Source organism: Peribacillus sp. CSMR9 (assembly GCF_033141925.1).
GTDB classification, from domain to species: domain Bacteria; phylum Bacillota; class Bacilli; order Bacillales; family DSM-1321; genus Peribacillus; species Peribacillus simplex_A.
Genome location: NZ_JAOPHO010000062.1, coordinates 1 through 24,693, shown reverse-complemented (window position 1 = coordinate 24,693; position 24,693 = coordinate 1). Strand labels below are relative to the sequence as shown.

General features: G+C 39.9%; 23 protein-coding genes and 1 pseudogene. 18 read left to right on the top strand and 6 right to left on the bottom strand.

The features are described from left to right. Nucleotides 1-359: 359 nt before the first annotated feature. Nucleotides 360-1,343, bottom strand: a complete 984-nt coding sequence (gene guaC, locus N9I19_RS20130; RefSeq protein ID WP_317778793.1) for a GMP reductase — start codon at nucleotides 1,341-1,343, stop codon at nucleotides 360-362. 572 nt (nucleotides 1,344-1,915) lie between these two features. Continuing rightward, nucleotides 1,916-2,416, bottom strand: coding sequence for a DinB family protein (locus tag N9I19_RS20125; RefSeq protein ID WP_317778792.1), 501 nt, complete (start codon nucleotides 2,414-2,416; stop codon nucleotides 1,916-1,918). 815 nt (nucleotides 2,417-3,231) lie between these two features. On the opposite strand from N9I19_RS20125, the gene N9I19_RS20120 reads away from it, so the two are divergent. The 3 genes from N9I19_RS20120 to N9I19_RS20110 all read left to right on the top strand — a co-directional run bounded on the left by N9I19_RS20120 (nucleotide 3,232) and on the right by N9I19_RS20110 (nucleotide 5,795). Beyond that, nucleotides 3,232-3,900, top strand: coding sequence for a YdeI/OmpD-associated family protein (locus tag N9I19_RS20120; protein WP_089363583.1), 669 nt, complete (start codon nucleotides 3,232-3,234; stop codon nucleotides 3,898-3,900). Between the two features lie 119 nt (nucleotides 3,901-4,019). Beyond that, nucleotides 4,020-5,018 (top strand): permease, encoded by a 999-nt coding sequence (locus N9I19_RS20115; RefSeq protein WP_317778791.1) that lies wholly within the window; start codon nucleotides 4,020-4,022, stop codon nucleotides 5,016-5,018. A 12-nt stretch (nucleotides 5,019-5,030) separates the two neighbouring features. Then, entirely contained in the window at nucleotides 5,031-5,795 is a 765-nt protein-coding gene (locus N9I19_RS20110) for a TIGR03943 family putative permease subunit (protein ID WP_289319874.1), read from the top strand. A gap of 329 nt (nucleotides 5,796-6,124) precedes the next feature. Here the strand turns inward: N9I19_RS20110 and N9I19_RS20105 are convergent, their stop codons facing one another. Further along, nucleotides 6,125-6,670, bottom strand: a complete 546-nt coding sequence (locus N9I19_RS20105) for a TetR/AcrR family transcriptional regulator (RefSeq protein WP_289319875.1) — start codon at nucleotides 6,668-6,670, stop codon at nucleotides 6,125-6,127. A gap of 233 nt (nucleotides 6,671-6,903) precedes the next feature. Between N9I19_RS20105 and N9I19_RS20100 the strand changes: the two genes are divergently transcribed. From N9I19_RS20100 to N9I19_RS20070, 6 genes are all read left to right on the top strand, one after another. Next, entirely contained in the window at nucleotides 6,904-8,007 is a 1,104-nt protein-coding gene (locus N9I19_RS20100; RefSeq protein WP_317778790.1) for an alpha/beta hydrolase, read from the top strand. A 333-nt stretch (nucleotides 8,008-8,340) separates the two neighbouring features. Continuing rightward, nucleotides 8,341-9,087: an SDR family oxidoreductase gene (locus N9I19_RS20095; RefSeq protein ID WP_317778789.1), complete on the top strand. Its 747-nt coding sequence runs from the start codon at nucleotides 8,341-8,343 to the stop codon at nucleotides 9,085-9,087. Nucleotides 9,088-9,179: 92 nt separating this feature from the next. Next, the gene (locus N9I19_RS20090; protein ID WP_317778788.1) at nucleotides 9,180-9,701 is read left to right on the top strand and encodes a cyclophilin-like fold protein; all 522 of its coding nucleotides are present in this window, start codon (nucleotides 9,180-9,182) and stop codon (nucleotides 9,699-9,701) included. A gap of 137 nt (nucleotides 9,702-9,838) precedes the next feature. Next, nucleotides 9,839-11,008, top strand: a complete 1,170-nt coding sequence (locus N9I19_RS20085) for an MFS transporter (RefSeq protein ID WP_317778787.1) — start codon at nucleotides 9,839-9,841, stop codon at nucleotides 11,006-11,008. A gap of 722 nt (nucleotides 11,009-11,730) precedes the next feature. Then, a complete protein-coding gene (locus tag N9I19_RS20075; protein WP_089363590.1) occupies nucleotides 11,731-12,186 on the top strand; it encodes an RrF2 family transcriptional regulator in 456 nt (151 codons plus the stop codon). Nucleotides 12,187-12,259: 73 nt separating this feature from the next. Beyond that, nucleotides 12,260-12,970 (top strand): DsbA family oxidoreductase, encoded by a 711-nt coding sequence (locus N9I19_RS20070; RefSeq protein ID WP_317778786.1) that lies wholly within the window; start codon nucleotides 12,260-12,262, stop codon nucleotides 12,968-12,970. Between the two features lie 338 nt (nucleotides 12,971-13,308). On the opposite strand, the gene N9I19_RS20065 is transcribed toward N9I19_RS20070, so the two are convergent. After that, nucleotides 13,309-14,883 carry an L-lactate permease gene (locus N9I19_RS20065; RefSeq protein WP_317778785.1) on the bottom strand — a complete coding sequence of 525 codons (1,575 nt, stop codon included), beginning with the start codon at nucleotides 14,881-14,883 and terminating at the stop codon, nucleotides 13,309-13,311. A 42-nt stretch (nucleotides 14,884-14,925) separates the two neighbouring features. Then, complete coding sequence (locus N9I19_RS20060; RefSeq protein ID WP_089363594.1) at nucleotides 14,926-15,858, bottom strand: L-lactate dehydrogenase; 933 nt, start codon at nucleotides 15,856-15,858, stop codon at nucleotides 14,926-14,928. A 371-nt stretch (nucleotides 15,859-16,229) separates the two neighbouring features. On the opposite strand from N9I19_RS20060, the gene N9I19_RS20055 reads away from it, so the two are divergent. From N9I19_RS20055 to N9I19_RS20015, 9 genes are all read left to right on the top strand, one after another. Next, the gene (locus tag N9I19_RS20055; protein ID WP_061464443.1) at nucleotides 16,230-16,511 is read left to right on the top strand and encodes a hypothetical protein; all 282 of its coding nucleotides are present in this window, start codon (nucleotides 16,230-16,232) and stop codon (nucleotides 16,509-16,511) included. Nucleotides 16,512-16,636: 125 nt separating this feature from the next. Beyond that, on the top strand, nucleotides 16,637-17,170 hold the full coding sequence (locus tag N9I19_RS20050) for a hypothetical protein (protein ID WP_317778784.1): 534 nt from the start codon (nucleotides 16,637-16,639) through the stop codon (nucleotides 17,168-17,170). Nucleotides 17,171-17,350: 180 nt separating this feature from the next. Further along, the gene (locus N9I19_RS20045) at nucleotides 17,351-18,166 is read left to right on the top strand and encodes a uroporphyrinogen-III synthase (protein WP_317778783.1); all 816 of its coding nucleotides are present in this window, start codon (nucleotides 17,351-17,353) and stop codon (nucleotides 18,164-18,166) included. A gap of 13 nt (nucleotides 18,167-18,179) precedes the next feature. Continuing rightward, entirely contained in the window at nucleotides 18,180-19,625 is a 1,446-nt protein-coding gene (cobA, locus tag N9I19_RS20040) for a uroporphyrinogen-III C-methyltransferase (RefSeq protein WP_317778782.1), read from the top strand. 311 nt (nucleotides 19,626-19,936) lie between these two features. Then, nucleotides 19,937-20,347 (top strand): DUF4064 domain-containing protein, encoded by a 411-nt coding sequence (locus N9I19_RS20035; protein WP_317778781.1) that lies wholly within the window; start codon nucleotides 19,937-19,939, stop codon nucleotides 20,345-20,347. Nucleotides 20,348-20,537: 190 nt separating this feature from the next. Then, the gene (locus N9I19_RS20030; RefSeq protein ID WP_317778780.1) at nucleotides 20,538-22,196 is read left to right on the top strand and encodes an immunoglobulin-like domain-containing protein; all 1,659 of its coding nucleotides are present in this window, start codon (nucleotides 20,538-20,540) and stop codon (nucleotides 22,194-22,196) included. Nucleotides 22,197-22,527: 331 nt separating this feature from the next. Further along, the gene (locus N9I19_RS20025; protein WP_317778779.1) at nucleotides 22,528-22,722 is read left to right on the top strand and encodes a hypothetical protein; all 195 of its coding nucleotides are present in this window, start codon (nucleotides 22,528-22,530) and stop codon (nucleotides 22,720-22,722) included. Between the two features lie 87 nt (nucleotides 22,723-22,809). Next, nucleotides 22,810-23,358 carry a signal peptidase I gene (lepB, locus tag N9I19_RS20020; protein ID WP_317778778.1) on the top strand — a complete coding sequence of 183 codons (549 nt, stop codon included), beginning with the start codon at nucleotides 22,810-22,812 and terminating at the stop codon, nucleotides 23,356-23,358. A 260-nt stretch (nucleotides 23,359-23,618) separates the two neighbouring features. Continuing rightward, nucleotides 23,619-24,104 (top strand): DedA family protein, encoded by a 486-nt coding sequence (locus N9I19_RS20015; RefSeq protein WP_061464436.1) that lies wholly within the window; start codon nucleotides 23,619-23,621, stop codon nucleotides 24,102-24,104. A 90-nt stretch (nucleotides 24,105-24,194) separates the two neighbouring features. Here the strand turns inward: N9I19_RS20015 and N9I19_RS20010 are convergent. Continuing rightward, nucleotides 24,195-24,362, bottom strand: a pseudogene (locus N9I19_RS20010) (SDR family oxidoreductase); the annotation flags it as partial. Between the last annotated feature and the right edge of the window lie 331 nt (nucleotides 24,363-24,693).

Sequence of the window (24,693 nt, the reverse complement as noted above, 5' to 3'; positions counted from 1 at the left end):
CTCGCACTTCCGCTCCAATCAACCTTAAATAGTTTCGTTTTAAAAACAACAATCTTTACGAAAAGAGCCTTTTCATATTAAAACGAGCATATAGGTTAATTATCTGGATTTTACTAGTCTTTGTAAGTATAAAAAATGATACGCAAAAATAAAAAGCCATTTCCATATGCTAGAGGTTAGGGCCTTCAGCATATGGAAATGGCTTAACCCTGCTTGTCTGATAATTCATTCATAAATGACCTTAGAGATATACAATAGGATTAATGAGTTATCAGTATAAAAAAGGAATTACCTTCCAACGTAAAGATGAGCAAGTACTTAATAAAGTATCTTGCTCACCAGGTTGTGGAATATAATAATTAATATACCTTGTCACCGTTAAAGATAGAATTCTTAACGACCACATAATCCACATTCCGGATGGCATCCAACTTGGTTCCACCGGCATAAGAAATGGATGACTGAAGATCTTGTTCCATTTCCTTCAACGTATCTTCCAAAGAACCTTTGTGCTCGACAAACATCTTTTTGCCTTCAACGTTTTTCTTTTCACCTTTTTGGAATTCAGAAGCTGAACCAAAGTATTCTTTAAAAGCTTTTCCATCTTTCTCGATCGTTTGACCCGGAGATTCTTCATGTCCAGCAAATAATGAACCGATCATGACCATGGAAGCCCCAAATCTAACTGACTTAGCTATATCACCGTTCGTGCGAATACCGCCGTCAGCTATGATTGGCTTGCTAGCCGCTTTTGCACACCAGCGAAGTGCAGCTAATTGCCAGCCACCCGTTCCAAATCCAGTCTTGATTTTAGTGATGCATACTTTCCCTGGCCCAATGCCTACCTTTGTAGCATCGGCACCGGCATTTTCCAATTCCCGTACCGCTTCCGGAGTTCCCACATTCCCTGCAATGACAAAACTTTCAGGTAAATGTTTTTTAATATGCTGTATCATCTTTATCACGGCATTGGAGTGACCGTGAGCAATATCTATCGTAATGAATTCAGGAACAATGTTGTCATCTGATAATTGTTGAATGAATCCGTATTCTTCTTCTTTAACGCCGACACTGATGGACGCGATTAATTCACGTGAGTGCATATCTTTAATGAAAGTAAGACGCTTTTCTGGTTCAAAACGATGCATTACATAGAAGTAACCGTTTTCAGCTAAGTAAATGGCAATCTTCTCATCAATGATCGTTTGCATATTGGCAGGTACTACAGGTAACTTGAATGTATGTTTACCCAACATAACGGATGTATCACACTCAGAACGACTGTTTACTACACATTTTGCAGGAATTAATTGAATATCTTCATAATCAAACACGTTTTCCATGATATGCACCTCTATATACGAATATTTTTGTCTGTTTATATAAAAATTGTTCGCCTCACTAGGTAATGTACATCATTTTTATCAGTAAGTCAAAAATTTTAATGGGTTTATTTTGTGTAATTTCAGAAAAGTTATAAAAAAAAGAAAGGGAGAAGGGTAACTTAAACGTACATCATCGTTTAATTAACAAAGAGAAAACAGATATTTGGCGGTAACAAATTCTCAGTGAAAAATGGCTTATAGTGCGATTAATAATACTGAATACAAAGCGATCTATAAACAAGTGAGGGCAGCTATTCGTTTTAGGAACTGCGAGAGAAAGGCAAATCACATTAGCACAAAATGCAGAAAAAAATTACCTTCATTTGAAAACAGTAAAAGCTAGGCACTCCCTAGAATTGAGTGCCTAGCTTTTTTTAAATCCTGGCTGCTCTATGCCATTAATGAAAAAATTATGATGAATCAAAAGCTGTTTTCTTTTTCTATTTCCTTGTTAATTGAGTCAACCATGAGGAAGGGAAGGTAGCGGCAGAAGAATTAAATCATGTCTATTCCAGCGGCAGGAGGGATCATTATAACGATGACTTTATTTCTTGTATCTGTTTGATATGCCTTTGTTCATGTAAGGATAATAATTCAATCCATTGATCCAAAGAGAGGTCCCCGAACATGGGATGCTTGGCCTTCTTTCTATTTAAGATGGTATCTGTATCCATATCATAAAGAACCTGTAATAATCGATCCCTTGATTCTCCCAGTAAATCCATGAGGGTCGATAATTGAAATGGGTTTGCTGAGGGTGAAATGTTATCAGGGGATGCAAATTTCCTTGTTCTATCAGTAACAAAGTAAATGTTTTTTTGAATGATATTATTAAAATCCCTTTCTCGAAGGCCATAAGCTATAGCTTCAGTAAACACCTGTTCCGTGAGATATAAATGATGGCAAATTTGGGCGATGTTCCATACCTCAGGCACAGGCCTATGGTTCAGCATATTTTCATCCAAATCCATAATTTCCTCTATTAATTGGTTTCTTGATTCGAATAGCAAATCATACTCGATAAAATTCATGTGAACTCCCCCTTTTGTGGCACCCCCATTTGAAAGCATCACTGATTTTTTGATATTTAAGAAAAATAAAGGGATATCGGACTGCATGACGAATAAGGCGATGGGAAATTATTTTAAAAAACTTTAAACCGATTTGGATAACAAATGGATTCATGATTTCGATTCATTGCTGGAATATGTGTGATTCATGATTGTAGGGGCGCGGCATATGCTTGAAAGGAAGGTCTATTGAGTAAGAGCTAAGAGATACCTCGAAAAGGCATGTTTCATTGGTATGAGCATGATTCCAAAGATTCGCTCTGCTTGTTAGCGGAAGAAACTGAATTTCCAAGGTTTTGAATTTTTCTTGAGCATCGATACCCTATCATGCTATGCACAAAACTTAGATTTATGCCTGCAATTGACGCATTACTTGTTTAACGGAAATCATGGATGTTGCATATAAGCTGAGTTAAAAAAAATCAGGCCAGGAGTTTCTTCCTTTCATAACACTCTACCATATAAGTTTATCATAAAGGCACTTCATTATCTGAAAAGAGAAGGGTAAAAAAATTCATATGCTTGCAGCCGGGGCATGGTTGAAGGCGGTTCCATTAAATTACGTTAAAAGATGATTGCTAAGTATGTACTTACCGCTAGCATTCAAAGGGAAAAAGAAACTCGAAGAAGATTGATTACTAATAGAATGATTATAATAAAAAAGACAGAGGTTCACTCTTCGTCTTTTTTGCTTTTTTATCGAAAGAAAAGTTGCGGGCCAAATGGGAAACTTTTAAACTGAAAATAGACTATACGAAATGGGACGGGTGATACCGATGGCTAAAACAATAGTCGAAAAACTGAATTTACATAAATATGAACGGGTGGCTGTCTTGGATCTGCCAGCAGGGGCGGATTATTTTGCGGAGCTGCCTGATTACGATACAGAGCTTACTAAGGGTGCATATGATCTTATATTTGCATTTGTATTTGATATGGATTCTTTAAAAGGAATCGTGGGTAAGGTGATCGAGAAAAATTATCTGAGTAAAAACGGTTATATCTTTTTGGCATATCCCAAGAAGGGAAATAAAGAATATGATGCATATATCCATCGTGATGATTTGATGCAAGGCCTGGGGGCGGATGAAAACGGTTATGTCGGGTCGAGTGACATGAAGTTTGCACGTATGGTTGGATTGGATGATGTCTTTACGGTAGTCGGACTGAAAGAGGATTCGGCAAATAGAAACCGTCCATCTACCAAGGCAAGCCAATCGGTGGATGATTATATCGAAATGATTTCTGAAATTGAGAATGATTTACAGGATTCCCCTGATTTGCTTGCGTTCTATCAATCACTTACCCCAGGCTATCGTAAAGATTGGGCTCGCTACGTGTATAGTGCAAAACAAGAGGCGACCCAAGTGAAACGGCGCCAGGAAATGAAAACGATTCTAGGAGAAGGGTACAAGAGCAGGGATTTGTATCGAAGAAATAAATGAGGGTGGAGGAATGTCTTCCATTCTCTTTTGTTTTTTGTCATGTTCCCCCTATCAAAAGCATATACTAGACCGATTCGAAACTTAAATCGTAATAATTATGATTTGCGAGGTGGTTGAACATGCTTTTGAAACGTTATACGGGTAATTTGCTGTTATTGATTCTATTGTTTTTACTGCTGGCATTCTTTTTTCTAGGCGATGTGTTCATTCCAAAAGGGATTGATCTCTCGGGCTACCCGATGCTTCACTCTGTGTTCGTCGTGTTTTTGGGGTTGTTTTTAGAATCGATTCCTTTCCTGTTCCTGGGTGCTATTGCATCTTCGTTCATCCAGTTGTTCATCAGTGAGGAAATCATTCAGCGAATGATACCAAAACGACCAATGACAGCTATTTTTGCTGCGATAGGGGCAGCGCTGATCATACCGGTCTGCGAATGTGCAATCATCCCGGTCGTACGGAGATTGATTCAAAAGGGTGTCCCGGTCCATGCAGGTGTTGTCTTGCTCGTAACTGCCCCAATATTGAATGTCATCGTGTTCGGCTCAACTTATTATGCGTTCCAAAATAACCCGTCCATTCTATATGGAAGAATCATTCTTTGCGTCCTGACATCCGTAATCGTAGGTTTATTCATTTATATATTCAGCAATAAAGATGTGGTGAAAGAGGAGAAATTTGAAGTGGTTCACGGGCATGAACATGATATTCGATCAACTAAATGGACAAGCTTCATTGATCATACTTCACAGGAATTTTTTATGGTCGGCAGATACTTTATCATCGGGGCTTTGTTTGCCAGTATATTTCAAGTGCTTATGGATCGGAACGTAATGGCCGATATTGGTCAGGCGCCGATAAAAGGCACGGCATTGATGATGGGGATTGCGTTTGTGCTTTCACTCTGTTCATCTGCTGATGCATTCGTTGCCGCTTCCTTTTCCAATAGTTTTTTACCAGGTTCGATACTGGGTTTCCTTGTATTTGGGCCAATGCTGGATTTGAAAAATATCTTGATCATGATGTCCTGCTTTAAACGGAGCTTTGTCGTAACATATGTCTTGCTTGTTTTCGCAGTCGTCTTCAGCCTATGCCTGATTTCAGGCGGAATTGATCAGTAAGGGGGGCTTCTGATGAAACGTTTTTTTATCCAAAGACTTGAGGGATTGCTACTGCTTGGACTGGGCCTCATGATTTTTAAATTGTATGTTTCGGGACATTTAACGAAATTGATTGCGCCCAAAATGGTTCCATATGCATTGGCTGCGCTTTTTGCTTTTTTAGTGATCAGTCTTCTCCGTATGAAAAAACAAAAACATGGTGTACATCATTGTGATTGTGAATCGGACGGAGAGTCTTCCCCATCCGCGCTGGTCCTGAAATATAGTTTGTTCTTCATTCCGATTCTTCTGGGCTTCATCTTGACCGATTTTACATTAAGCGGGGAAGTGCTGGCGAAAAGAGGGATGGCGAACCAGCAGCCACAGAAGGTAAGCTCGTATGATAAAGGGAAACATACGAATGGGGAGAAAATTACCGTTACGGATGATAATTACTTTGAGGTACTGGATGATTTACTGAATAACCTCGATACGATTGAGGGGAAAGAAATAGAGCTTACGGGGTTCATTTATCGTGAGGATACTTTTACAGAAAAACAAATGGCCATCTCCCGCCTCTCCATGTCCTGCTGTGTAGTGGATGCGACGCTATATGGATATATGGTCAATGGGAATGTAGAAGGGATGAAGACGAATGATTGGTACACCATTACGGGTACATTAAAAAAAGGAAGCTATAAAGGGGAAGCTGTACCTGTGATCGATTTAAAAAAGTCGAAGAAAATAAAGGCACCGGAAGAAGCATATTTATATGGGAATGTGCAAATCATTCAGTAGTATTCGAGACCGGGCAAAAGGTGGTAAATGGAGTTATGGAATCAGCAGGCTTATAGACGGAAGAAAAAGACCAAATATGGGGGCCGACCTCGGGAAATGTTTAAAAAGGATACATTATTTGAGCTTTTTAGCGTAAATAAAAAGAATTCATTTTGAAAAAAGAGTTCAAAATGAATTCTTTTTTTAGTAATCTTTAATCAACTAAACCACCCGGTAGTTTAAGTGCAATGATTCACAATTTGTATTTTAATAAGTAAGAAGAGACCACTATCCTAGTAAAAGTCACTTTTTCTTCTACACTTATTTAAGAAGGTTTTTCATAATAGTAATTATACTATCCTCTCTAACAAATCCCCCACTTTTTCTGCCATGACACGAGGTGGATAAGGCATTCCATTCTTTAACCACCATTCCACTACCCCTACGTAAGCATTTGCAATAAATTGAACAATTACATCTTCATTTTGACTGTGATTTTTTCCTTTTGTTATGTCCACATCTTTCTTAAACTCCTCGATATTAAACTTAAGGAACTGACTGCGAAAATTTGGAGCTCCTTCACTCGCTAACATCGTCGAAAAGAATAAATAATTACTCTTAAAGTATTCCATACAGTGTACAGTCGATTCTATATAATCCATTTCAGTTGCCGACTCACAAAAATTACTCATGTTGTTTATATGTTCTTCCATGACTTTATCTAATAGATCAAATTTATCTAAGTAATGAAGATAGATGGTTCCTCGATTAACATTTGCTCTGTCTGCAATATCCTGAATGGTAATGTCATCAAAACTTTTTTCAGACATCAGTTCGATTAGAGCCTTTTTAATGGCTTCTTGGCTTTTGGTTATTCTTCTATCTATTTTCGACATTGTTTGGTCACCAGACTTTCCTAAAAATAATCAACAATTTTTATTGATTTGTTGAGTAATCAACGAATTGCGTTCATTTAACCATTGAGAGCATCGTGTTTCTATTTATAATTATAAACAGATGTTGATTAATCAATCAATGATGTTTTCTTTTCTGAACGAAGTCAATTTCACCATTATAGTTACAAAAGAATGATTTACAAAAACAAAAAAAGAAAGGGTGTTATTTTAAAATGAAAAAAAAATCTATTATCACGCGTGTACTCACAGTGATAGCACTGGGCCTGCTTTTATCCGCGGCCACCTTTGCATTCAAGACCGGCGTTGACGCTGCATCCAAGACCGACGTTGCATACAAGCCAGACATGTCCAATGGAGCAGACAACTTTTACAAGAGCGACAAGGTAAACATGAAGAAGGTTTCGTTTAAAAATCAATACAACATGAAAGTTGCAGGGAATCTTTTTATTCCCAAAGGTTTGAAGAAGAACACCAAAAATCCGGCGATCATTGTCGGGCATCCTATGGGCGCAGTAAAAGAACAAAGTGCGAATCTGTATGCACAAAAAATGGCTGAACTGGGATTCGTTACTTTGTCCTTGGATTTGTCTTTCTGGGGAAAGAGTGAGGGTCAGCCTCGCAATGCTGTTTCGCCGGATATCTATGCCGAGGATTTCAGTGCTGCGGTGGATTTCCTGGGCACCCGGCCGTTTGTTGACAGGGATCGGATTGGTGTTCTTGGGATTTGTGGCAGCGGGAGCTTTGCCATCAGCGCAGCCAAGATCGACCCGCGCATGAAAGCCGTTGCGACAGTCAGTATGTACGACATGGGTGCTGCTAATCGTAATGGGCTTAAACATTCCCTGACACTTGAGCAAAGAAAGAAGATCATTGCAGAGGCAGCCGAGCAACGCTATGTGGAGTTCACGGGCGGTGAAACCAAATACACCGGCGGAACAGTGCATGAGTTAAATGAAAACTCGACCGCCATTGAGCGTGAGTTTTATGACTTCTACCGCACTCCAAGGGGCGAATTCACTCCAAAAGGTTCGTCACCTGAACTCACGACACACCCGACGCTTACCAGTAACGTCAAGTTCATGAATTTCTACCCGTTCGAAGATATAGAGACGATTTCTCCTCGTCCCATGCTTTTCATCGCGGGTGAAAACGCTCATTCCAGAGAGTTCAGCGAAGACGCCTACATGCTAGCGGGCGAACCGAAGGAACTCTACATTGTTCCGGGCGCAGGTCATGTGGATCTGTACGATCGGGTGAATTTAATCCCCTTTGACAAGCTTGAGTCCTTCTTCAAAGAAAATCTGAAGAAAAAATAAGGCTTGTGTGGAAAGACGTAGAGAGCTTTGCGTGTCAATGGTACATGGGTTTTGTTAAGGATTACCATATGTCGTTTTTTATACTTGGCGGATATGACGAATAGAGAAGATGAATTTACAAGACAATACCTCCCTAAAGATAATCAACATTTTTATTTGGTTTGTTCAATAATCAACAAATCGCGTTCATTTAACCATTGTGAGTGAATCCTGTTTCTATTTATAATGATAAACGGATGTTGATTAATCAACAAATGGTGATTTTTTTGTTAAGCGAAGTAAATATACACTATTATAGTTTTTCAATACACATAAGAAAGGGAGTTATTAATTATGTCTAATATTCAAGATAAAGTTGTTATTATTATGGGTGCATCCAGTGGGATTGGTGAAGCAACGACCAAGAAACTTGCACAAGAAGGAGCGAAATTAGTGATTGCGGCTCGTCGTGAAGATCGCTTGAAAGCTCTTGTTGAATCATTACCAAATGCTGAAATTTCTTATGCTGTTGCAGATGTATCAAAAAAGGAGGAAGTTCAAGCAGTTATAGATTTGGCGGTCGAAAAATATGGCCGTGTAGATGTGCTCTACAACAATGCTGGAGTCATGCCAACTGCGCCACTTTCGGAAACACGCTTTGATGAATGGCGTCAAATGTTAGACATTAACATTATGGGTGTTTTAAATGGAATGGCTGCTGTATTACCCATTATGAAAAAGCAACAGTCCGGTCATATTATTTCAACTGATTCCGTAGCTGGTCATGTTGTTTACCCGGGATCTGCCGTATACTGCGGTACAAAGTTTGCAGTTAGAGCGATTATGGAGGGACTGCGCCAGGAAGAAAGAGAAAATAATATTCGGTCAACTATTGTTTCACCAGGTGCTGTAAGTACTGAACTTTATACAACAATTAATACTCCTGAAGATCAAGAATGGGTAAAGAATCTTATGGATTCAGGAGAAGGTTTTTCTTTGAAATCAAGCGATATCGCAGATGCAGTGGCTTATGTGATTAGCACACCTGAAACGGTTGCGGTAAGCGAAATTTTGATTCGCCCAACGAAACAAGTTATCTAATGGAAGTTACCATTAACGAAATGATTAAAAAACTGCCTCTTAGCTTGTTGGGGGCAATTTTTTACTAATAACAGTCTTTAGGATAATCTATATTGGCTACTTCAACGTTTCTAACAGCTTGTGGCAGTAGTAATAATGAAAAAAACATCAATGGCAATGATAATGTAAATACTAATTCAAGTACTAATAATGTAGTTAAAACTGATAAAACCGACAATCAGAATAGTGAAGATAATGAGGGTCTTAATAATATGCAAGACGTTAGAGTGAAATTGACATGTAATAAAGGAATAGTAATTGTGAAATTGTACGATAATCCAACAAGTAGAGATTTTTTTGACCAACTGCCATTAACAGTTACTTTTAAAGATTATGCGAATATCGAAAAAATTAGTGTCCTAGACCAAAGATTAACTACTAAAGACGCACCATCTGGCAGTGACCCTTCAGTTGGAGACTTTGCTTATTTTTCCCCTTGGGGAAATATTACTTTATTTTATGGGGATCATGGGCTTTCAAATGGATTGATCAAATTAGGTAAGATCGAATCTGGAGTAGAAAAACTTAAAAGCATAAATGACGATTTTAAAGTTACAATCGAAAAACTTGATTAAAAAGAGGATGATCGGAAGGGGGGATATGATGAAATTAAGATCTCAGTAGTTTGTTTTGATACAATGCCTGAACCTGCATAAGAATGTGGAGAAACGTTTCTGCCTAATTGTAAATAATTGAAGATAGGAGTTGCTTTTTGCTTAAACGAAATAATTTACTTATATATATATTGATGATAGGGGCTTTCGGCATCATAAATACTGAAATGGGGGTTATAGGGATATTACCCTACATTGCTGATCACTTTCATATCAGTGTATCTAAGGCCGGGTGGCTGGTGAGTCTCTTCGCACTTACTGTTTCAATGTCTGGTCCAACTATGCCGTTATTATTTTCGGGGATAAATCGCAAGAAGGCAATGTTACTTGTACTTGGAATTTTCATTCTAGGTAACATTGTCTCTATATTTACATCTAACTTTGCCATTGCAATAATTGCGCGTGTGATACCAGCCATTTTTCATCCAATCTATTTTTCAGCAGCTTTTACATTGGCTACTAACTCAGTTCGTAAAGAAGAAGCTCCAAAAGCTGTTTCAAAAGTTTTTATTGGAGTATCTGCGGGAATGGTACTTGGTGTACCTATCGCAAGTTTTCTTGCCAGCACAGTTTCATTTCAAATATCAATGGCATTTTTTGCCATCGTGAACTTTATAGTATTTATGGCTACATTAGCATTTTTCCCTTCTATGCCTGTTAAAGAAAGACTTTCTTACGGAGCTCAATTATCGGTATTAAAAAAACCAATTACTTGGCTTTCCATTGTTGCTGTCATTTTACTAAATTCAGCCGTATTTGGGGTGTATAGTTATCTTGCTGAGTATCTTAAAACCGTTACGAATACCTCCGGGAAATCGATTAGTTTAATGTTAGTCATATTCGGGGGGGCAAATATTATTGGAAACATTGTGGCAGGGAAGTTACTTACTAAAGATGCCATCAAATCTGTAGTATCTTTTCCTTTTGCATTGGGAGCCGTTTATATCATATTATTCTTATTAGGACAGTTTACTTTTCCTATGGCTATCATTACTTTGATTTGGGGAATATTGGCTGGTATAGGAACTAATATTAATCAATATTGGATTACGTCTGCAGCTCCAGAAGCTCCTGATTTCGCTAATGGATTATTTTTATCATCCGTTAACTTAGGAACAACAATTGGCACAGCTGCAGGTGGATTATTTATTTCAGAATTAGGTACACAATACGTCGTATTAGTGGGATTATTATCGTTAATATTAGGGTTGGTATTCATATTACTAAGAAACTATATGTATAGTCCTACAAACCAAATTTCTGGATAAGGAATTAATTAAACATCCTTTATAAAAAGGCTAGGTATGTCTGAATTGTCCCCTTTGTAAAGGACATTAAAAAAAAGTTAGGCAACCTGAAGGAGATGCTGTCTTTATTTTGCAGGCGGCATCTTTTTTAGATTCCATTGTCCTCGATAATGGTTGTAATAGATCATATAACTTTTTACTTGCGGTTCACATCTTTTAAGGTCTTACAGTTGATTAAATCCATTTCATCTTTAAAATGACCAAAGAATGATTCTTGCGAGGCATTACCCCAACAGTTTCCACGGCGTGACATGGATTGTCCTAATTTCATTTTCTTCACCAACTTTTGAAACTGGGGATTGGTATACGAATGAATAAATCCGTCTTTCATAAAATGCGAATGATTGGTTTTAATTTATGTAGCGAATTTAAGGCAATATCTAAGGTGATCTTATCCGATATTTCATAGGCTGACGGCATCCTGCCCGTTGTGCCGATCCAGCTGATATCCATTATGAATAAAGCGGGTGCCAATAGCAGGGCGCTAAAACTAAAGATGACAGTATTGCGCCAAGTATGACGAGTAAATAGGGGGATTTTTCCTTCATGGAAGATCTCCTGTGATACAGATTTACCATTTAGCCTATATGTTTGAATCGATTAAGTCCAAGGGTCCATTTGTTCGGGAGAACGTAACATAGTATAATGGGCTTACTATGGATAGGGGTGTAAGGGGGATAAGCATGTCATCAGGTAATCGAAATAATCAAATTGGACCGCCGCGGTTTGCTATTGCCATTCACTCTCTGGTTTGGCTCGCACAAAGCGAAAAGCTCCTTACAAGTTCCGTAATCGCCTTAAAGGTTAAATCACATGCCACTTTTTTACGAAGGGTGATGGCTCAGCTTGCAGCGGCGGGGATCGTCGAAACAAAGGAAGGACGGGAAGGCGGATATAGCTTGAAGGTGGCTGCCTCTCAGCTTACTTTGGCAGATGTGTATCAAGCGGTACGGCCGGAATGTCTAGTTTGTATGGAAACGAGCGAATGCGGTGAAGTAGGGAAGCAGCTGGATACGGCTTTGGAGGAAATCATGAATGAGGCCGAAAAGGAAACATTGCGCTTATTAAAGGGCTATACATTAGAAGAATTCATGAAAAAAGTCGATTTGGCCAATTTTGAAAATGAGTGTCTAGGGTAATATCCTTGCAAGAGGATACCCAAGATTATATAATGTGCTTAATGCGATTGCATTTAAATGAGGGGGTATTTACATGAAGGTGGAAATTTGGTCGGATTATCAATGTCCGTTTTGTTATATAGGGAAGCGTCGATTCGAAGAGGCTTTGAAACAATTTGAAAATAAAGCTCAGGTAGAGGTTTCATTTCGCAGTTTTGAGTTGAACCCAGAGGCTGAGCGGGATATCAATATGTCTCAAAATGAAATGCTGGCCAAGAAATACGGCATGTCTCACGCGGATGTGGAAGCGAACAATCAAAACCTGACACAGCAGGCTAAAGAATTGGGTCTCGAATATCATTTGGACAAAGTGGTTTTAACGAATTCTTTCGATGCTCACCGCTTGATGCATTTCGCTGAATCAAAAGGTAAAGAGAATGAAATGAACGAGATCCTGTTCAAAGCATACTTTACCGAAGGCAAGCATATTGGCGATCATGCTATATTGGTTAATTTAGCTGAAGAGGCTGGCCTTGATAAGTCTGAAGCAGAAGCCATGCTGGGAGGAACGGCATTCACGACGGAAGTAAGGGGCGATGAGCAGGAAGGAAGCCAGCTTGGAATTACAGGCGTTCCATTCTTTGTCATTAACCGCAAGTATGGCATCTCCGGCGCACAGTCAGCAGAGGCGTTCCTGGATACGCTGAAAAAAATATGGGCTGAGGAAAATCCGCTGCAAATGGTGAATGATCCAGCAACGGGCGATGCTTGTACGGACGGTTCTTGTAACGTGCCGGAAAAATAAACCGGCTAGGAAGGACAAGAGCTTTTGCTTTAAATGTAAGGCTCTTTTCGTAAAGATTGTTGTTTTTAAAACGAAACTATTTAAGGTTGATTGGAGCGGAAGTGCGAGACTCCTGCGGGAGCAGCGGGACAGGTGAGACCCCACAGGCGTTTACGCCGAGGAGGCTCACCGCCCGCCCCGCGGAAAGCGAGCATCTGGAGGGGAAATCAACCACAACTCACTACCTGGTAAATAGCAACAAAGTATGTGAAAACAGCCAAATGTAAAAAAGGCTGCATTCAAGATGAACTGATCATCTTGGATGCAGTCTTTTTCGAAGCCGTGAGTTTTACTTGGATTCAATTAAAGAATAGCGATAAAATAAATGTCCAAATGCACACGAAGGCTAATAACCCAAAGCTGTATTTCAATGTCATTTTCGTTAAAGCGGATTCTTTTCCGGTTTCGCCAACTGCAGCCGTCGCGATTACAATCGATTGTGGAGAAACGAGCTTTGCCATGACGCCCCCGGCAGTGTTTGCGGAAACCAATAATGATGAGTTTGTCCCTATGATGTTGCCTGCCGTAGCCTGTATTGGAGCAAATAACGAATTGTTATTCACTACAGATCCAGTCATGAACACGCCGATCCATCCTAATAGCGGTGATAATAGCGGGAAGATTTGTCCTGTTGTCGCAACCGCTTCCCCCAAAACATTTGTTAATCCACCATATGACATCAATTTGGCTATGCCGATGATCGCACAGATCATGATGATTGGAATCCGAAACTCTAAAACCGTTTTTTTTAGGAGGGAAAGACCTTCACTGACATTAATGGCTTTCGTCGTAGCGATGGTCGTCAGCGCAGCCAATAAGATCGCTGTTCCCGTTGCACCGATTAAATCAATGCCGATCGTAATCGAAGATCCCGGAAATATGAATTTCAGGACAGCCGATTCAAGGATACCTCCTTGAGAGAACAGTCCTTTAAAGGCAGGAAAGCTCCAAATCAGAACAAATAGCGTCAATAGATAAAATGGAGACCATGCCTTTACGATATCACCCATTGAATGTTTTTCGAATTCAAATTCCTTGCCGTTGAGTAAAAATAAATGTTTAGGCTGCCACTTATTAAGAAATAACGCCAGCACCCCCATGGTTAAGAGAGATGGAATAATGTCAGCTAACTCTGGGCCTACAAAAACGGTCATGATCGCCTGGGACACTGTATAAGTAGTCGAAGTCACTAATATGGCCGGCAATACTTCTCTGATCCCCTTAACGCCATCCATCAGCCATATTAATAAAAACGGAATAGTAAAGTTAATGAGCGGCAGTGTTAAGGCTGTTATCATGGACACATTGATCGATGTTACATTTTCCAAGCCGAATGTCCCGATGATACCAACCGGTATACCGATTGCCCCGAATGCTCCCGAAGCACCATTTGCTATTAGACAGAGCATCGCTGCCTGTAAAGGCTTGAATCCCAATGAAACCAATAGGACGGCGCAGATTGCGATCGGTACACCAAAACCTGCTGCTCCTTCAAGAAAGGCGTTAAAGCAAAAACCAATAAGTAAGAGCTGAAGGCGTTGGTCTTGTGAAATCCCTGCTATGCTACCGCGTAACACCTCGAACTTTCCGGATTTAACAGAGATTTTATATAACCAGACCGCCATCACGATGATATAGCCAATCGGCCATATCCCTTGGAACGTACCTTGAACCACACTTCCGATTGCTTCTCCCAAAGGTAGATTAAAGAGGAAAAGGACGATAAGAAAGGTAACAAATAAGTTTAGAAGGGCTGCGTGGATTCCTTTCATCTTAAAAATCGTCAAGCATAATAGAAATAAAAGGATCGGTATAGCTGCAACTAATGCTGAAATGGCAAGATTATTAAATGGGTTGTATGTTTGTACTAACATAATGACAGCTCCCTGCGTAAGAAATTCTGGTTAGTGTATGAACTACTCCCAAAATTGGGCTTGAATATCTTGAAGCGTATGAACAGAGCGGGCAAACTGTTCTTTTTCGCTCTCGTTTAGGGTAAGCTCGACAATGTTTTTTGCGCCTGTGCGATTAATGACTGTAGGGGTACCAATATAAACATTACTATGGCCATATTCGCCTTCCAACAATGAGCCAACCGGTAAGACGACATTTTCATTCTTTAATATCGCTTTTGTGATTCTCGCCAATCCCATGGCGATTCCATAATACGTAGCACCCTTCGACTCAATGATCTGGTATGCAGCATCACGGACTTGAACGGCAATCTCTTTTTTTCTTGCTTCATTTAATTTTGGAGCTATCTGCAATCCGGAAAAATTGGCAGAGCTCCAAACCGGAAGTTGTGAATCACCATGTTCACCAATGATATAGGCATGGATACTTGTAGGTGCGGTATTAAATTCTTGCCCTAATAAAGAGCGGAATCTTGCAGAATCCAATATAGTCCCTGAACCAATCACTTTTTCTTTCGGTAAACCGGAAAATTTCCATGTCGCATATGCCAAAATGTCTACTGGATTCGTTGCGACCAAGAAAATGCCATTAAATCCAGCTTTCATGATGCTGCCTACGATCGATTCAAAAATGTTCATGTTTTTCCTTACAAGATCTAGCCTGGTTTCTCCAGGCTTTTGAGCGGCTCCAGCACATATGACTACGATTGCAGCATCCCTACAGTCCTCGTATGATCCGGATTTTATATTCATGGCACTAGGCGCATACACAAGACCATGATCTAGGTCCATAACATCGCCTTTCGCTTTTTCTTGATTCAAATCGACAAGAACCAACTCATCACATATTCCTTGATTCATCAAAGCATAGGCATAACTAGATCCAACTGCACCAGTACCAACTAAAACGACTTTATTTCCCTGTGTAGAATTCATAATGAATACCTCCAATTTTTTCGAAAGTAAAAAACTTCCTTAAAAGGGTATCTCCATCCTTTTAATATGTGAAATATTTCACAAGAGGTTGTAAAAAATTTTTCAGGTTGCATGTTTTTATGTTTGCAGATCTGTAATAAACAATAACATTGTGAATTATTTCACAATGTTATTGTACTACATAGCACTATAACATTACAACAAACAAAAATATTAATTAGGTTTTTTTTACATGATAGTAGCACCGTTTGCAGTAGTTGTCGGATCGGATCTGAGCAAAGTGAAGGCAGTTTAAAAAGGAGATGATACATGAAGCAAAGAATATAGTGTAAAGAAGGGATTTTCCGAAATAAAATAAAGGAGCTAAAAAGGTGTATATCATAATTGGAATACTAGTCGTCGTGATTGCATGTGTATTAACTGTCAAAATAATTTCCTATAAATACTGGACTTGTATCTATACGGCATTTGGAAATGATAATTATTTTAAGGTGATAGCGAAATTGGAAAACGAGGGTATACAATTCAAAACGAAAACGCCTATGAATTTAGGTTCCCAGGATTTTCAAAATCGCCATAAAACTACTCAATATGATGTTTTTGTGAAAAAAGAACATGAGCAAATTGCCCAAAGGGCCGTGCACAAGAATTGATAAATGGAAACTGGCTGTCCTGGTGGCAGTCTTTTTTTTACTTGGAAGGAAAGTTAAAAGGAGAGAATTTAAATTTAATGAAGAATTTGGGCTTATAAATAATTTCGGAGAAAGGGAATTGAAAGATGAAAAAACAATTGCTTAAAATTTCTGAAAGAGAAGAGTTTGTCGAATTATACTCGGATACAAATGATTTAAGGAAATTTGGTGTGGCTAAGATACTAAAAGTGTCAGATGCGTTTGTAGTGGCAGCTAATATTACTTCAACCGGGCTGTATGATGGATACAGTTTACTTTATCTTGAAAGCATTCACCAAATCAATCTCAATACGAAATACATTAAGAAAATCAAGAGATTATATGTGGCAAAAAAACAAAATCATATTGAATTCGTTGATGGAAATGAAGATTTACTTTTGAGTTTTCTGGATTTTGCACATGAAAATAACTTCATGGTTTCAGTTGAACTTTTTAATGCGGGATATGGTGATGTGCAGGGTTTTATTAAAAACCTGGAAGATGATATATTTGTAATTTCAATGGTGAACGAAGTGGGGGAGCTTGATGGTGAAGCATTCATTAAGTCGGATGCCATACATACCATTACGTGTGATGGTGAAAATGAATTCAATTTAATGCATTTATACTTCAGGAAATGAAAGTTCAAGGGTAATGCTGCTTTCTGCAAAGTGCTGCTAACCTATAATTTAATAGAGGATAAAAGAAAGAAAAAGGCGCAGATACTTTTGTTTTTTATAGTTTCAAAGACTGAAAATTTGTATAATGGTTGAGATGGATTAGAGGTTTCAAAAATGAATGTACATATAGGAGGGGCATGGATGAGTAAGCTTAATGGCAGGACCATTGCTTTATTGGGAGCGAGGAAGACGGAAGAACTTAGTAAAATCGTTGATAATCTTGGGGGAGTCCCGCTCGTTCGTCCAGCACAGGGGACGGTATTCCTTGATGATTCCCATTTGGAAGAGGATGTCACCCGTTTGATGGCAGGAGAGTTCGATTGGATCATCCTGACGACGGGGGTGGGGACGGAACTATTATATAAAACGGCATTGAAGATGGAAGCGGGAAATCGTTTCATAGAAGCTTTGCAGTCCATGAAAATTGCGGCTAGGGGCTATAAAACAGTGAATATGCTGAAAAAACTCGGCTTGCAGCCATTAATCCGTGATGATGATGGCAGTACGGCAGGGCTCGTTAGAAATCTGGAAGGCCATCTGTCCGGAGATGTAATGGTCGCTTTGCAGCTTCACGGCGATCCAGCGCCTCTTTTGATGAATTGGCTGGATGAGCAAAAAGTGGAACATAAAGAAATCCTTCCATACGAACATATACCGCCCGAAAAAGAAACGATGCGTCAGCTGATCGAAGAAATTCTTGGAGGGAAGGTAGATTCTGTCGTGTTCACGAGCGCACCTCAGCCTCGGAATTTGATGAAATTTGCCCGTGAACAAGGTGTGGAAGATAAAATAATTGACTGGTTTAAATCCGATGTGATTGCTCTTGCTGTCGGAAAAGTAACGGCACAAGTGGTAATAGATGAAGGAATCAAGCGGGTCATATATCCAGAAGATCAACGGATGGGCAGTGCAATGGTGGAGCTGGTGAAATATTATCAGGGCATTGCAAGCAGATAAGGGTGAGTGCGGCATGAACAAGGGCAAAGTCTATTTTGTGGGGGCAGGTCCGGGTGATGTGGGCCTGATTACCGTAAAAGGACAAAAGGCGATCGAAAAAGCGGATGTCATTTTATATGACAGATTGCTAAATCCCAAACTATTGGAGGCTGCCACTCTTGATTGTGAGTTGATATATTGTGGTAAGACACCTTATACGAATGGTATCAGCCAAGGGGAGATAAATGAGCTGCTTGTGTCCAAAGCAATGGCAGGGCATCGGGTCGTCCGTTTGAAGGGCGGTGATCCTGCCGTCTTTGGAAGAGTCGGGGAGGAAGCGGGATCGTTGAAAGAACAGGGGATCCCATTCGAAGTCATTCCGGGGGTTACGTCTGGCATTGCCGCATCCATGTACGCAGGAGTTCCCGTCACGCATCGGGATTATGGACGTTCCTTTGCGATGGTTACGGCCCATGACCAAACGAAGAAGGATATAGATTGGAATGGGCTTGTGAATAGTATGGATACGGTTGCCTTTTATATGGGTGTGGCCAACCTTCCTTATATCCGCGAAAATTTGATCAATCATGGAAAGCCAGGGAATACGCCGGCACTCGTCATTCAATGGGGCACTTATGGAAGACAGGAAACGGTCGAGGGGACCTTGGACGATATCGTCGAAAGGGTATGTGAAAGGTCGCTTGGCAATCCGGCGGTCACCTTGATAGGAGATATCATTTCACTAAGGGGCAAACTGCAATGGTTCGAAAACAAGCCTCTTTATGGACAACGATTTTTAGTGGCCCGGACCGGGACGGCAAAGAGTTCATTGGCAGAAGCCCTGCATGAACTTGGCGGTGATATCATTGAGTTTCCTAAATGGAATGCGGCAAAAGTGAAAATTGAAGAAAGTCAGCTGCTCTCGTTTCTTTTGTATGATCGAATTCTCTTCACTTCACCCGAAAGTGTCCATGGGTTCTTAGATTTACTAGCTGAATATGCCATTGATTACCGCCGGATTTCTTCGGAACTTTATGTATTATCGAGGAAATCGAAGAAAGTTTTACAACAACGCGGACTGATGGCCAAGCTCAAATCCGAGATGGTGGAAACTGGAACACTGTTGGTAATTGGAGATAGGGAACAGGAACAAAATTCGGAATATGGGGCAGAAGCTTATTTTCAATCCATCGATAAATTTGTTGATGAAAGATTCCTTGAAATCCTTCCGGGAATGCTGGACGGGAAAGAAGTCGATACGGTACTTTTTTCGAATCAGCATTCAGTGGATATGCTGATGGAATACGGGAACAAGGCAGACGTGGATATTGAAGCGCTGCTAAATCAAGCCTCCATCGGGGTAATCGGGAAAAGCACCGGCAAAAGACTTGAAGACTATGGATTTGCACAAGATATGATGCCCAAAGAGCCGTCTGTCGAAGAATTGGTGGCGTTGATCGTGAATAGGAATGTTTATTAGACTCTGAAAAAAAACAGAGTCTTTTTCCTTTTTTTACCAAAAAAAACTGGTGTTAATGATATGCTTTTCCTTTGGGTATTTTTCGTAAATAGGGCGTTGGTTAGCTGCAATCATCATATTAATATTTAATTTTGCCATACTGCCTGTTCTTTTTTCAAAAGAGCTAAGCACTGGCACTTTTACTATGCATCAGGAAAAGGATGATACCCAATGGGCGCTCACGAGATTTCGTGGAGGAAGGAATAAAAGTCTTTTATTTCTTCCCAAATTGGGTATCATATATAAGTGACTTTTCTAGGGAGGCGAAGCAAATGAAACGCACATGGGAATTCGTATTAAGTATCATAGGCGTGAGTATCGCTGCGATTTCTTTAATCGTGACGATTATAGCGGCAGTTTATCTCAACAGTATCGATTTGACGGAAATGATGGACTACTCATTAATGACAGATTCCGAGTTTTCGACAACTGAGGTGGATATGTCAATCAAGTTGTTCATGGGCTTATTATGGGCGGGGGTCATATCGCTGTTTATTGCATTGGCAGGCGGCTTGATCGCTATCTTTCTATTAAAAGGCGGCAAAGCGAAGGGAGCCGGAATCTTAATGGTCATTACGGGCATTCTGACGGTCTTTCATGTATGGCCGCTTATCTTCTTCATCGTGCCGGGAATCATGTGCCTTGTAAGGAAACCAAGGGAAACGGTGGAAGTGATCGGATGATCCAACACTATACATAGTTTTGTAATTTGAAACAAAGGAGCTGACCCGAAGATGCGGGTCAGCTCCTTTTATTCTGAACTGGAAAAATAGTGGATATTTTAGGGGAATATACCTTTTTGTACCTGCAATCACCAGTCTATCATGTTACTATTATTATAAAGTTAAATATTAATAGACTGGAGTTCGATCAATGAAGATACCTTTAATGAAAGTTGGAATAATGACCTGTTTAACATTCGGTTTGTTCAATGGACAGGCTCTTGCGGAGTCTGGAGTAACCAAAGTCTGTTCAGCTTTTGGTGAAATCCAACCGGAGAAAAATCCTTCCCATAAGCAGATTAATTGTTTACTGACGAATGCGGCAATGGTGGCTGAAATCCCCCCTGAAGTAGTAAAAGCGGTGGCTACGCAGGAAAACGGGGATTGGAGGCAATTTAATGATGCGGGCCAACCTATAAAGTCCGGTGATGGCGGTATCGGTCTAATGCAGCTTACCAATAAAAGTGGGTATGACCAGAAAAAGTTGGAAAGTGATATAGTCTATAATATCGAGGCAGGCGTCGAGGTACTGAGTGACATGTATTCTAGAAGGGATTTGCCCAAGATCAAGGGTGCAGGACGCAAGGTCATTGAAAATTGGTATTTCCCAGTAATGGCTTACAATGGGACAAAACCGGTGAACAGTCCTCTTTACCAGGAAAACGGGAAAAGAAATGCGAATGCCTACCAAGAGGAAGTATTTTCCGAATTGGAAAACCAAAGTTTTTTGAATGGCACTAAACTGGCAATCTATCCATTTAAAACATCGGACTTTCAATATGACCGGGAGAGCACTGAAAATATCACCTTTAAAAAGCTGGAATACACACTGACAGATCAAACGCATGACTCTGTTTATTGGTTCAAGGCAGGAGACAAAGTGGTGACGACATCCAGCGCGAATATCAGGAAAGAAATAAGCACTACGGCAGGTGCAGTATCTGTGCCGCTCAATACAAGCTTAATCATCACAGGGAAATTTGACTATCACGAATCTAAGGGAAATAAATTTGTCTGGTATCCTGTACAAACGGAGGACAAAAAGATTAAGGGGTATGTTTCATCAGCTTACATCTCCAATAGGCTATCGATTGTCGTCCCTATCAAGGATACGAATAAACCTGTGATATCAGGGGCTGCTAGTAAATCCATTCCTTTCAACTCAACTTTTAATCCTAAAACCGACGTAAAGGCAAAGGATGATAAAGATGGTGACTTAACGAGTGCCATCCGTGTGGACGGTAAGGTGGATACCAAGAAAGTGGGCACCTATAATTTGACTTATACGGTAGCTGACAAGGCTGGGAATGTTGCAAAGGCCACAAGGAAAATAACCGTTTATGATCAAGTCAAGCCTGTGATTTTTGGTGCTGGGAATAAAACCATCAAACTTAATTCTTCATTTAACCCAAAAACAAACGTGAGTGCCAAGGACAATGCCGATGGCAACCTGACAAGTAAAATTAAAGTGACGGGTACAGTGAATACGAAGAAAAAGGGGACCTATACATTGAAGTATACGGTCACCGATCAATCGAGAAATGCAGTGACAGTCACCAGAAAGATCACGATAGATGGCACCAAGCCGGTCATTTCCGGTGCCAAGAGTAAAACCATTGCCTACAACTCGACATTCAATCCTAAATCAGGTGTATCTGCGAAAGATAACCTGGATGGCAACTTGACAAGTAAAATCAAGGTGACGGGTACAGTGAATACGAAGAGAAAGGGTTCCTATACATTGACTTACACAGTTACGGATAAATCGAAGAACAAGGCAGAGGTAAAAAGGAAAATTACAGTTAAATAGATGGAAAAAAGGATTCCGGTAATAGTGGAATCCTTTTTTGATGAGTGGAATGATTTTGGCTGAAAGCTGGTATAAATAATAGGAGAAGGTATTCAGTGATTTGATCTTCCAGGGCGGAGTGGATATTGATAAAAATGCTATAGTTGTAAATAGATGTAATTATAATTGATCTGAAGGGAGATTGTTTATGGGCATGTAAACTGGATGGATCAGGTTTTTAGGATTATGAAAGGGACGGCGGGCTGAAAAATAATCCTGGCCTTGGAAAACCGCTTCCGGAGTCGGCACTATCGGGAGATATATATGAAAGACTTCTTGACGAAGGCCAAGGATGCCGGTTACCTGCTATCCCGAATTGGTTCGATTGAAAAAAATCAATGAACCTGAATCGGAATTAATGAAACGAATTGACGATATTAATGAGAAAGTCCGTACATATAATGCGATTTGTCCGGCGCAAATGCAGAGCAGGGAAATAGAGTTGGAAAGTATCGAAATCCAACACGGAATTGGTAATTACTGTTAATGCGTAAAATGTAGGTATTTGTATGAAGTGATCATACAAGGATTATGATATAATTGCATCAATAAAAAACAGAGAGAGGGACTACAATTGGAAAAAAGAAAAGAAGTTTTTTCATGGATAAAAGCGATCGGGATTGCAGTCATTCTAGCTTTTTTAATTCGAACATATATTTTTGCACCGATTGTCGTGGACGGTGAGTCAATGATGCCGACTCTGCAAGACCACGAACGAATTGTTCTTAACAAGTTTGGAACGAATATCGATAGTATCCACCGGTTTGATATTGTCGTTTTTCATGCAACGGTAGATAAAGATTATATAAAAAGGGTTATCGGTCTGCCAGGTGACCATATTGAATATAAAGACGATACGCTTTATATTAATGGGAAAGCTTATGAAGAACCATACTTGGACAAATATAAGAAACAGATGGCAGGTTTGCCGCTGACTGAATCCTTCAAGCTCGAGGATCTTACAGGCAGCATGACAGTGCCGGATAACCAGCTGTTCCTTATGGGTGACAATCGCCAAAATAGTTTGGATAGCCGTGAAATCGGCACGATTTCCGTCGATGAAATTGTCGGCAAGGCGAATCTAGTGTATTGGCCGATCAAGGAAATGAAAATTGTGAAATAAGAGGAAGCGGACTCAGATATCGAGTCCGCTTTTTTTTTGCCGTTTTTCATTTCCGTAATGGGGAAACATTGACTGCCATTATCATACAAGTCCTTCAACAAAAAACGTGTCCATTCTTCTTTTTTTTTCTTTTTTTTATGAAAATCAACTCATATGGGTTAAATTAGGTTATCCTATTAAAAAGAAGTAATCACGTTACCCAGGCCCGCATCAGAAATTGGATTACTTTATTAAAAGGGTGCTGAGATGGAGTACTATAGATGGATATAGTAAAAGATTTAATATCAAACTATGGTTATTTTGCGATATATGGACTGTTGGCCATTGGGATTATTGGCTTGCCGGTACCTGATGAGTTCATGATGACTTTTGTCGGCTATTTGTCATCCATCTCCGTTTTGAATGTCCAGGGGGCATTCCTCGTCAGTTTCCTTGGATCGATATCCGGGATGCTTGTCAGTTATTTCATCGGGAAAAAGGTGGGTAAGCCTTTTTTGAGAAAGCATGGCAAATGGATCAAAATGACTCCCGCGAGGTTGGAAAAACTAGAGAATTGGTTCAATAAATACGGTCCTTGGACCATTATCATAGCCTATTTCATCCCAGGAGTTCGCCACTTCGCCAGTTACATGTCCGGAATGAATGGAATGGGGAAAAGAAAGTACTTTATATTTGCAGGTACAGGGGCTTTCAGCTGGTGTTTGGTATTTACGACTTTTGGCTATTTCATTGGTGTGTTAACTTAACTTATTACACTCATAGGTCAAATTTCCATGTTGAATCGGAAAATCCCGTTTCTGGATTTCAGAAACGGGATTTTCCATTTTCACCTTTTATTATTGAGCAGAGTATCCGCCGTCGATGACAAGCTCGGCACCCGTAACGTAGGAAGCGTCATCGGATGCTAGATAAAGCACGGCATTTGCAATATCAGCCGGCTGACCCAAACGCTGTAATGGAGTTGCCTTTATCATTTGATTCACTAACTCTTTTGACTCTACTAATTTTTATGTAATGGGTGTGTCGTCACCCTACATCCTTTTCCAGCTTTCGTCTGAAGATCCATCAAGTACAGTTCCATAGACGCTATCCAATCAGTGATAATGGCCATTTTAATAGTCATTCTTCCCATCATGATCACTCCGGATTAGTTGTTATAACGATGAATATATGTTCAAGCTTCTTACTGGATAAAAAGTAGTTGTATATCTTAAATATTGCCGGAAAGTTGATATATTTTAATGGGCCCCCCATAACCTGAACTATACCCCGAATAATGGACACAGTAAAAAAAGTCCCTTATTCGGGGTTTTCTATGTCCTTTTTCTAGAACCC

Coding starts and splice junctions, on each gene's coding strand:
- guaC (WP_317778793.1), bottom strand. CDS start 1,343: ATGGAAAACGTGTTTGATTATGAAGATATTCAATTAATTCCTGCAAAA.
- N9I19_RS20125 (WP_317778792.1), bottom strand. CDS start 2,416: ATGAATTTTATCGAGTATGATTTGCTATTCGAATCAAGAAACCAATTA.
- N9I19_RS20120 (WP_089363583.1), top strand. CDS start 3,232: ATGGCTAAAACAATAGTCGAAAAACTGAATTTACATAAATATGAACGG.
- N9I19_RS20115 (WP_317778791.1), top strand. CDS start 4,020: ATGCTTTTGAAACGTTATACGGGTAATTTGCTGTTATTGATTCTATTG.
- N9I19_RS20110 (WP_289319874.1), top strand. CDS start 5,031: ATGAAACGTTTTTTTATCCAAAGACTTGAGGGATTGCTACTGCTTGGA.
- N9I19_RS20105 (WP_289319875.1), bottom strand. CDS start 6,670: ATGTCGAAAATAGATAGAAGAATAACCAAAAGCCAAGAAGCCATTAAA.
- N9I19_RS20100 (WP_317778790.1), top strand. CDS start 6,904: ATGAAAAAAAAATCTATTATCACGCGTGTACTCACAGTGATAGCACTG.
- N9I19_RS20095 (WP_317778789.1), top strand. CDS start 8,341: ATGTCTAATATTCAAGATAAAGTTGTTATTATTATGGGTGCATCCAGT.
- N9I19_RS20075 (WP_089363590.1), top strand. CDS start 11,731: ATGTCATCAGGTAATCGAAATAATCAAATTGGACCGCCGCGGTTTGCT.
- N9I19_RS20070 (WP_317778786.1), top strand. CDS start 12,260: ATGAAGGTGGAAATTTGGTCGGATTATCAATGTCCGTTTTGTTATATA.
- N9I19_RS20065 (WP_317778785.1), bottom strand. CDS start 14,883: ATGTTAGTACAAACATACAACCCATTTAATAATCTTGCCATTTCAGCA.
- N9I19_RS20060 (WP_089363594.1), bottom strand. CDS start 15,858: ATGAATTCTACACAGGGAAATAAAGTCGTTTTAGTTGGTACTGGTGCA.
- N9I19_RS20050 (WP_317778784.1), top strand. CDS start 16,637: ATGAAAAAACAATTGCTTAAAATTTCTGAAAGAGAAGAGTTTGTCGAA.
- N9I19_RS20045 (WP_317778783.1), top strand. CDS start 17,351: ATGAGTAAGCTTAATGGCAGGACCATTGCTTTATTGGGAGCGAGGAAG.
- cobA (WP_317778782.1), top strand. CDS start 18,180: ATGAACAAGGGCAAAGTCTATTTTGTGGGGGCAGGTCCGGGTGATGTG.
- N9I19_RS20035 (WP_317778781.1), top strand. CDS start 19,937: ATGAAACGCACATGGGAATTCGTATTAAGTATCATAGGCGTGAGTATC.
- N9I19_RS20030 (WP_317778780.1), top strand. CDS start 20,538: ATGAAGATACCTTTAATGAAAGTTGGAATAATGACCTGTTTAACATTC.
- N9I19_RS20025 (WP_317778779.1), top strand. CDS start 22,528: ATGCCGGTTACCTGCTATCCCGAATTGGTTCGATTGAAAAAAATCAAT.
- N9I19_RS20015 (WP_061464436.1), top strand. CDS start 23,619: ATGGATATAGTAAAAGATTTAATATCAAACTATGGTTATTTTGCGATA.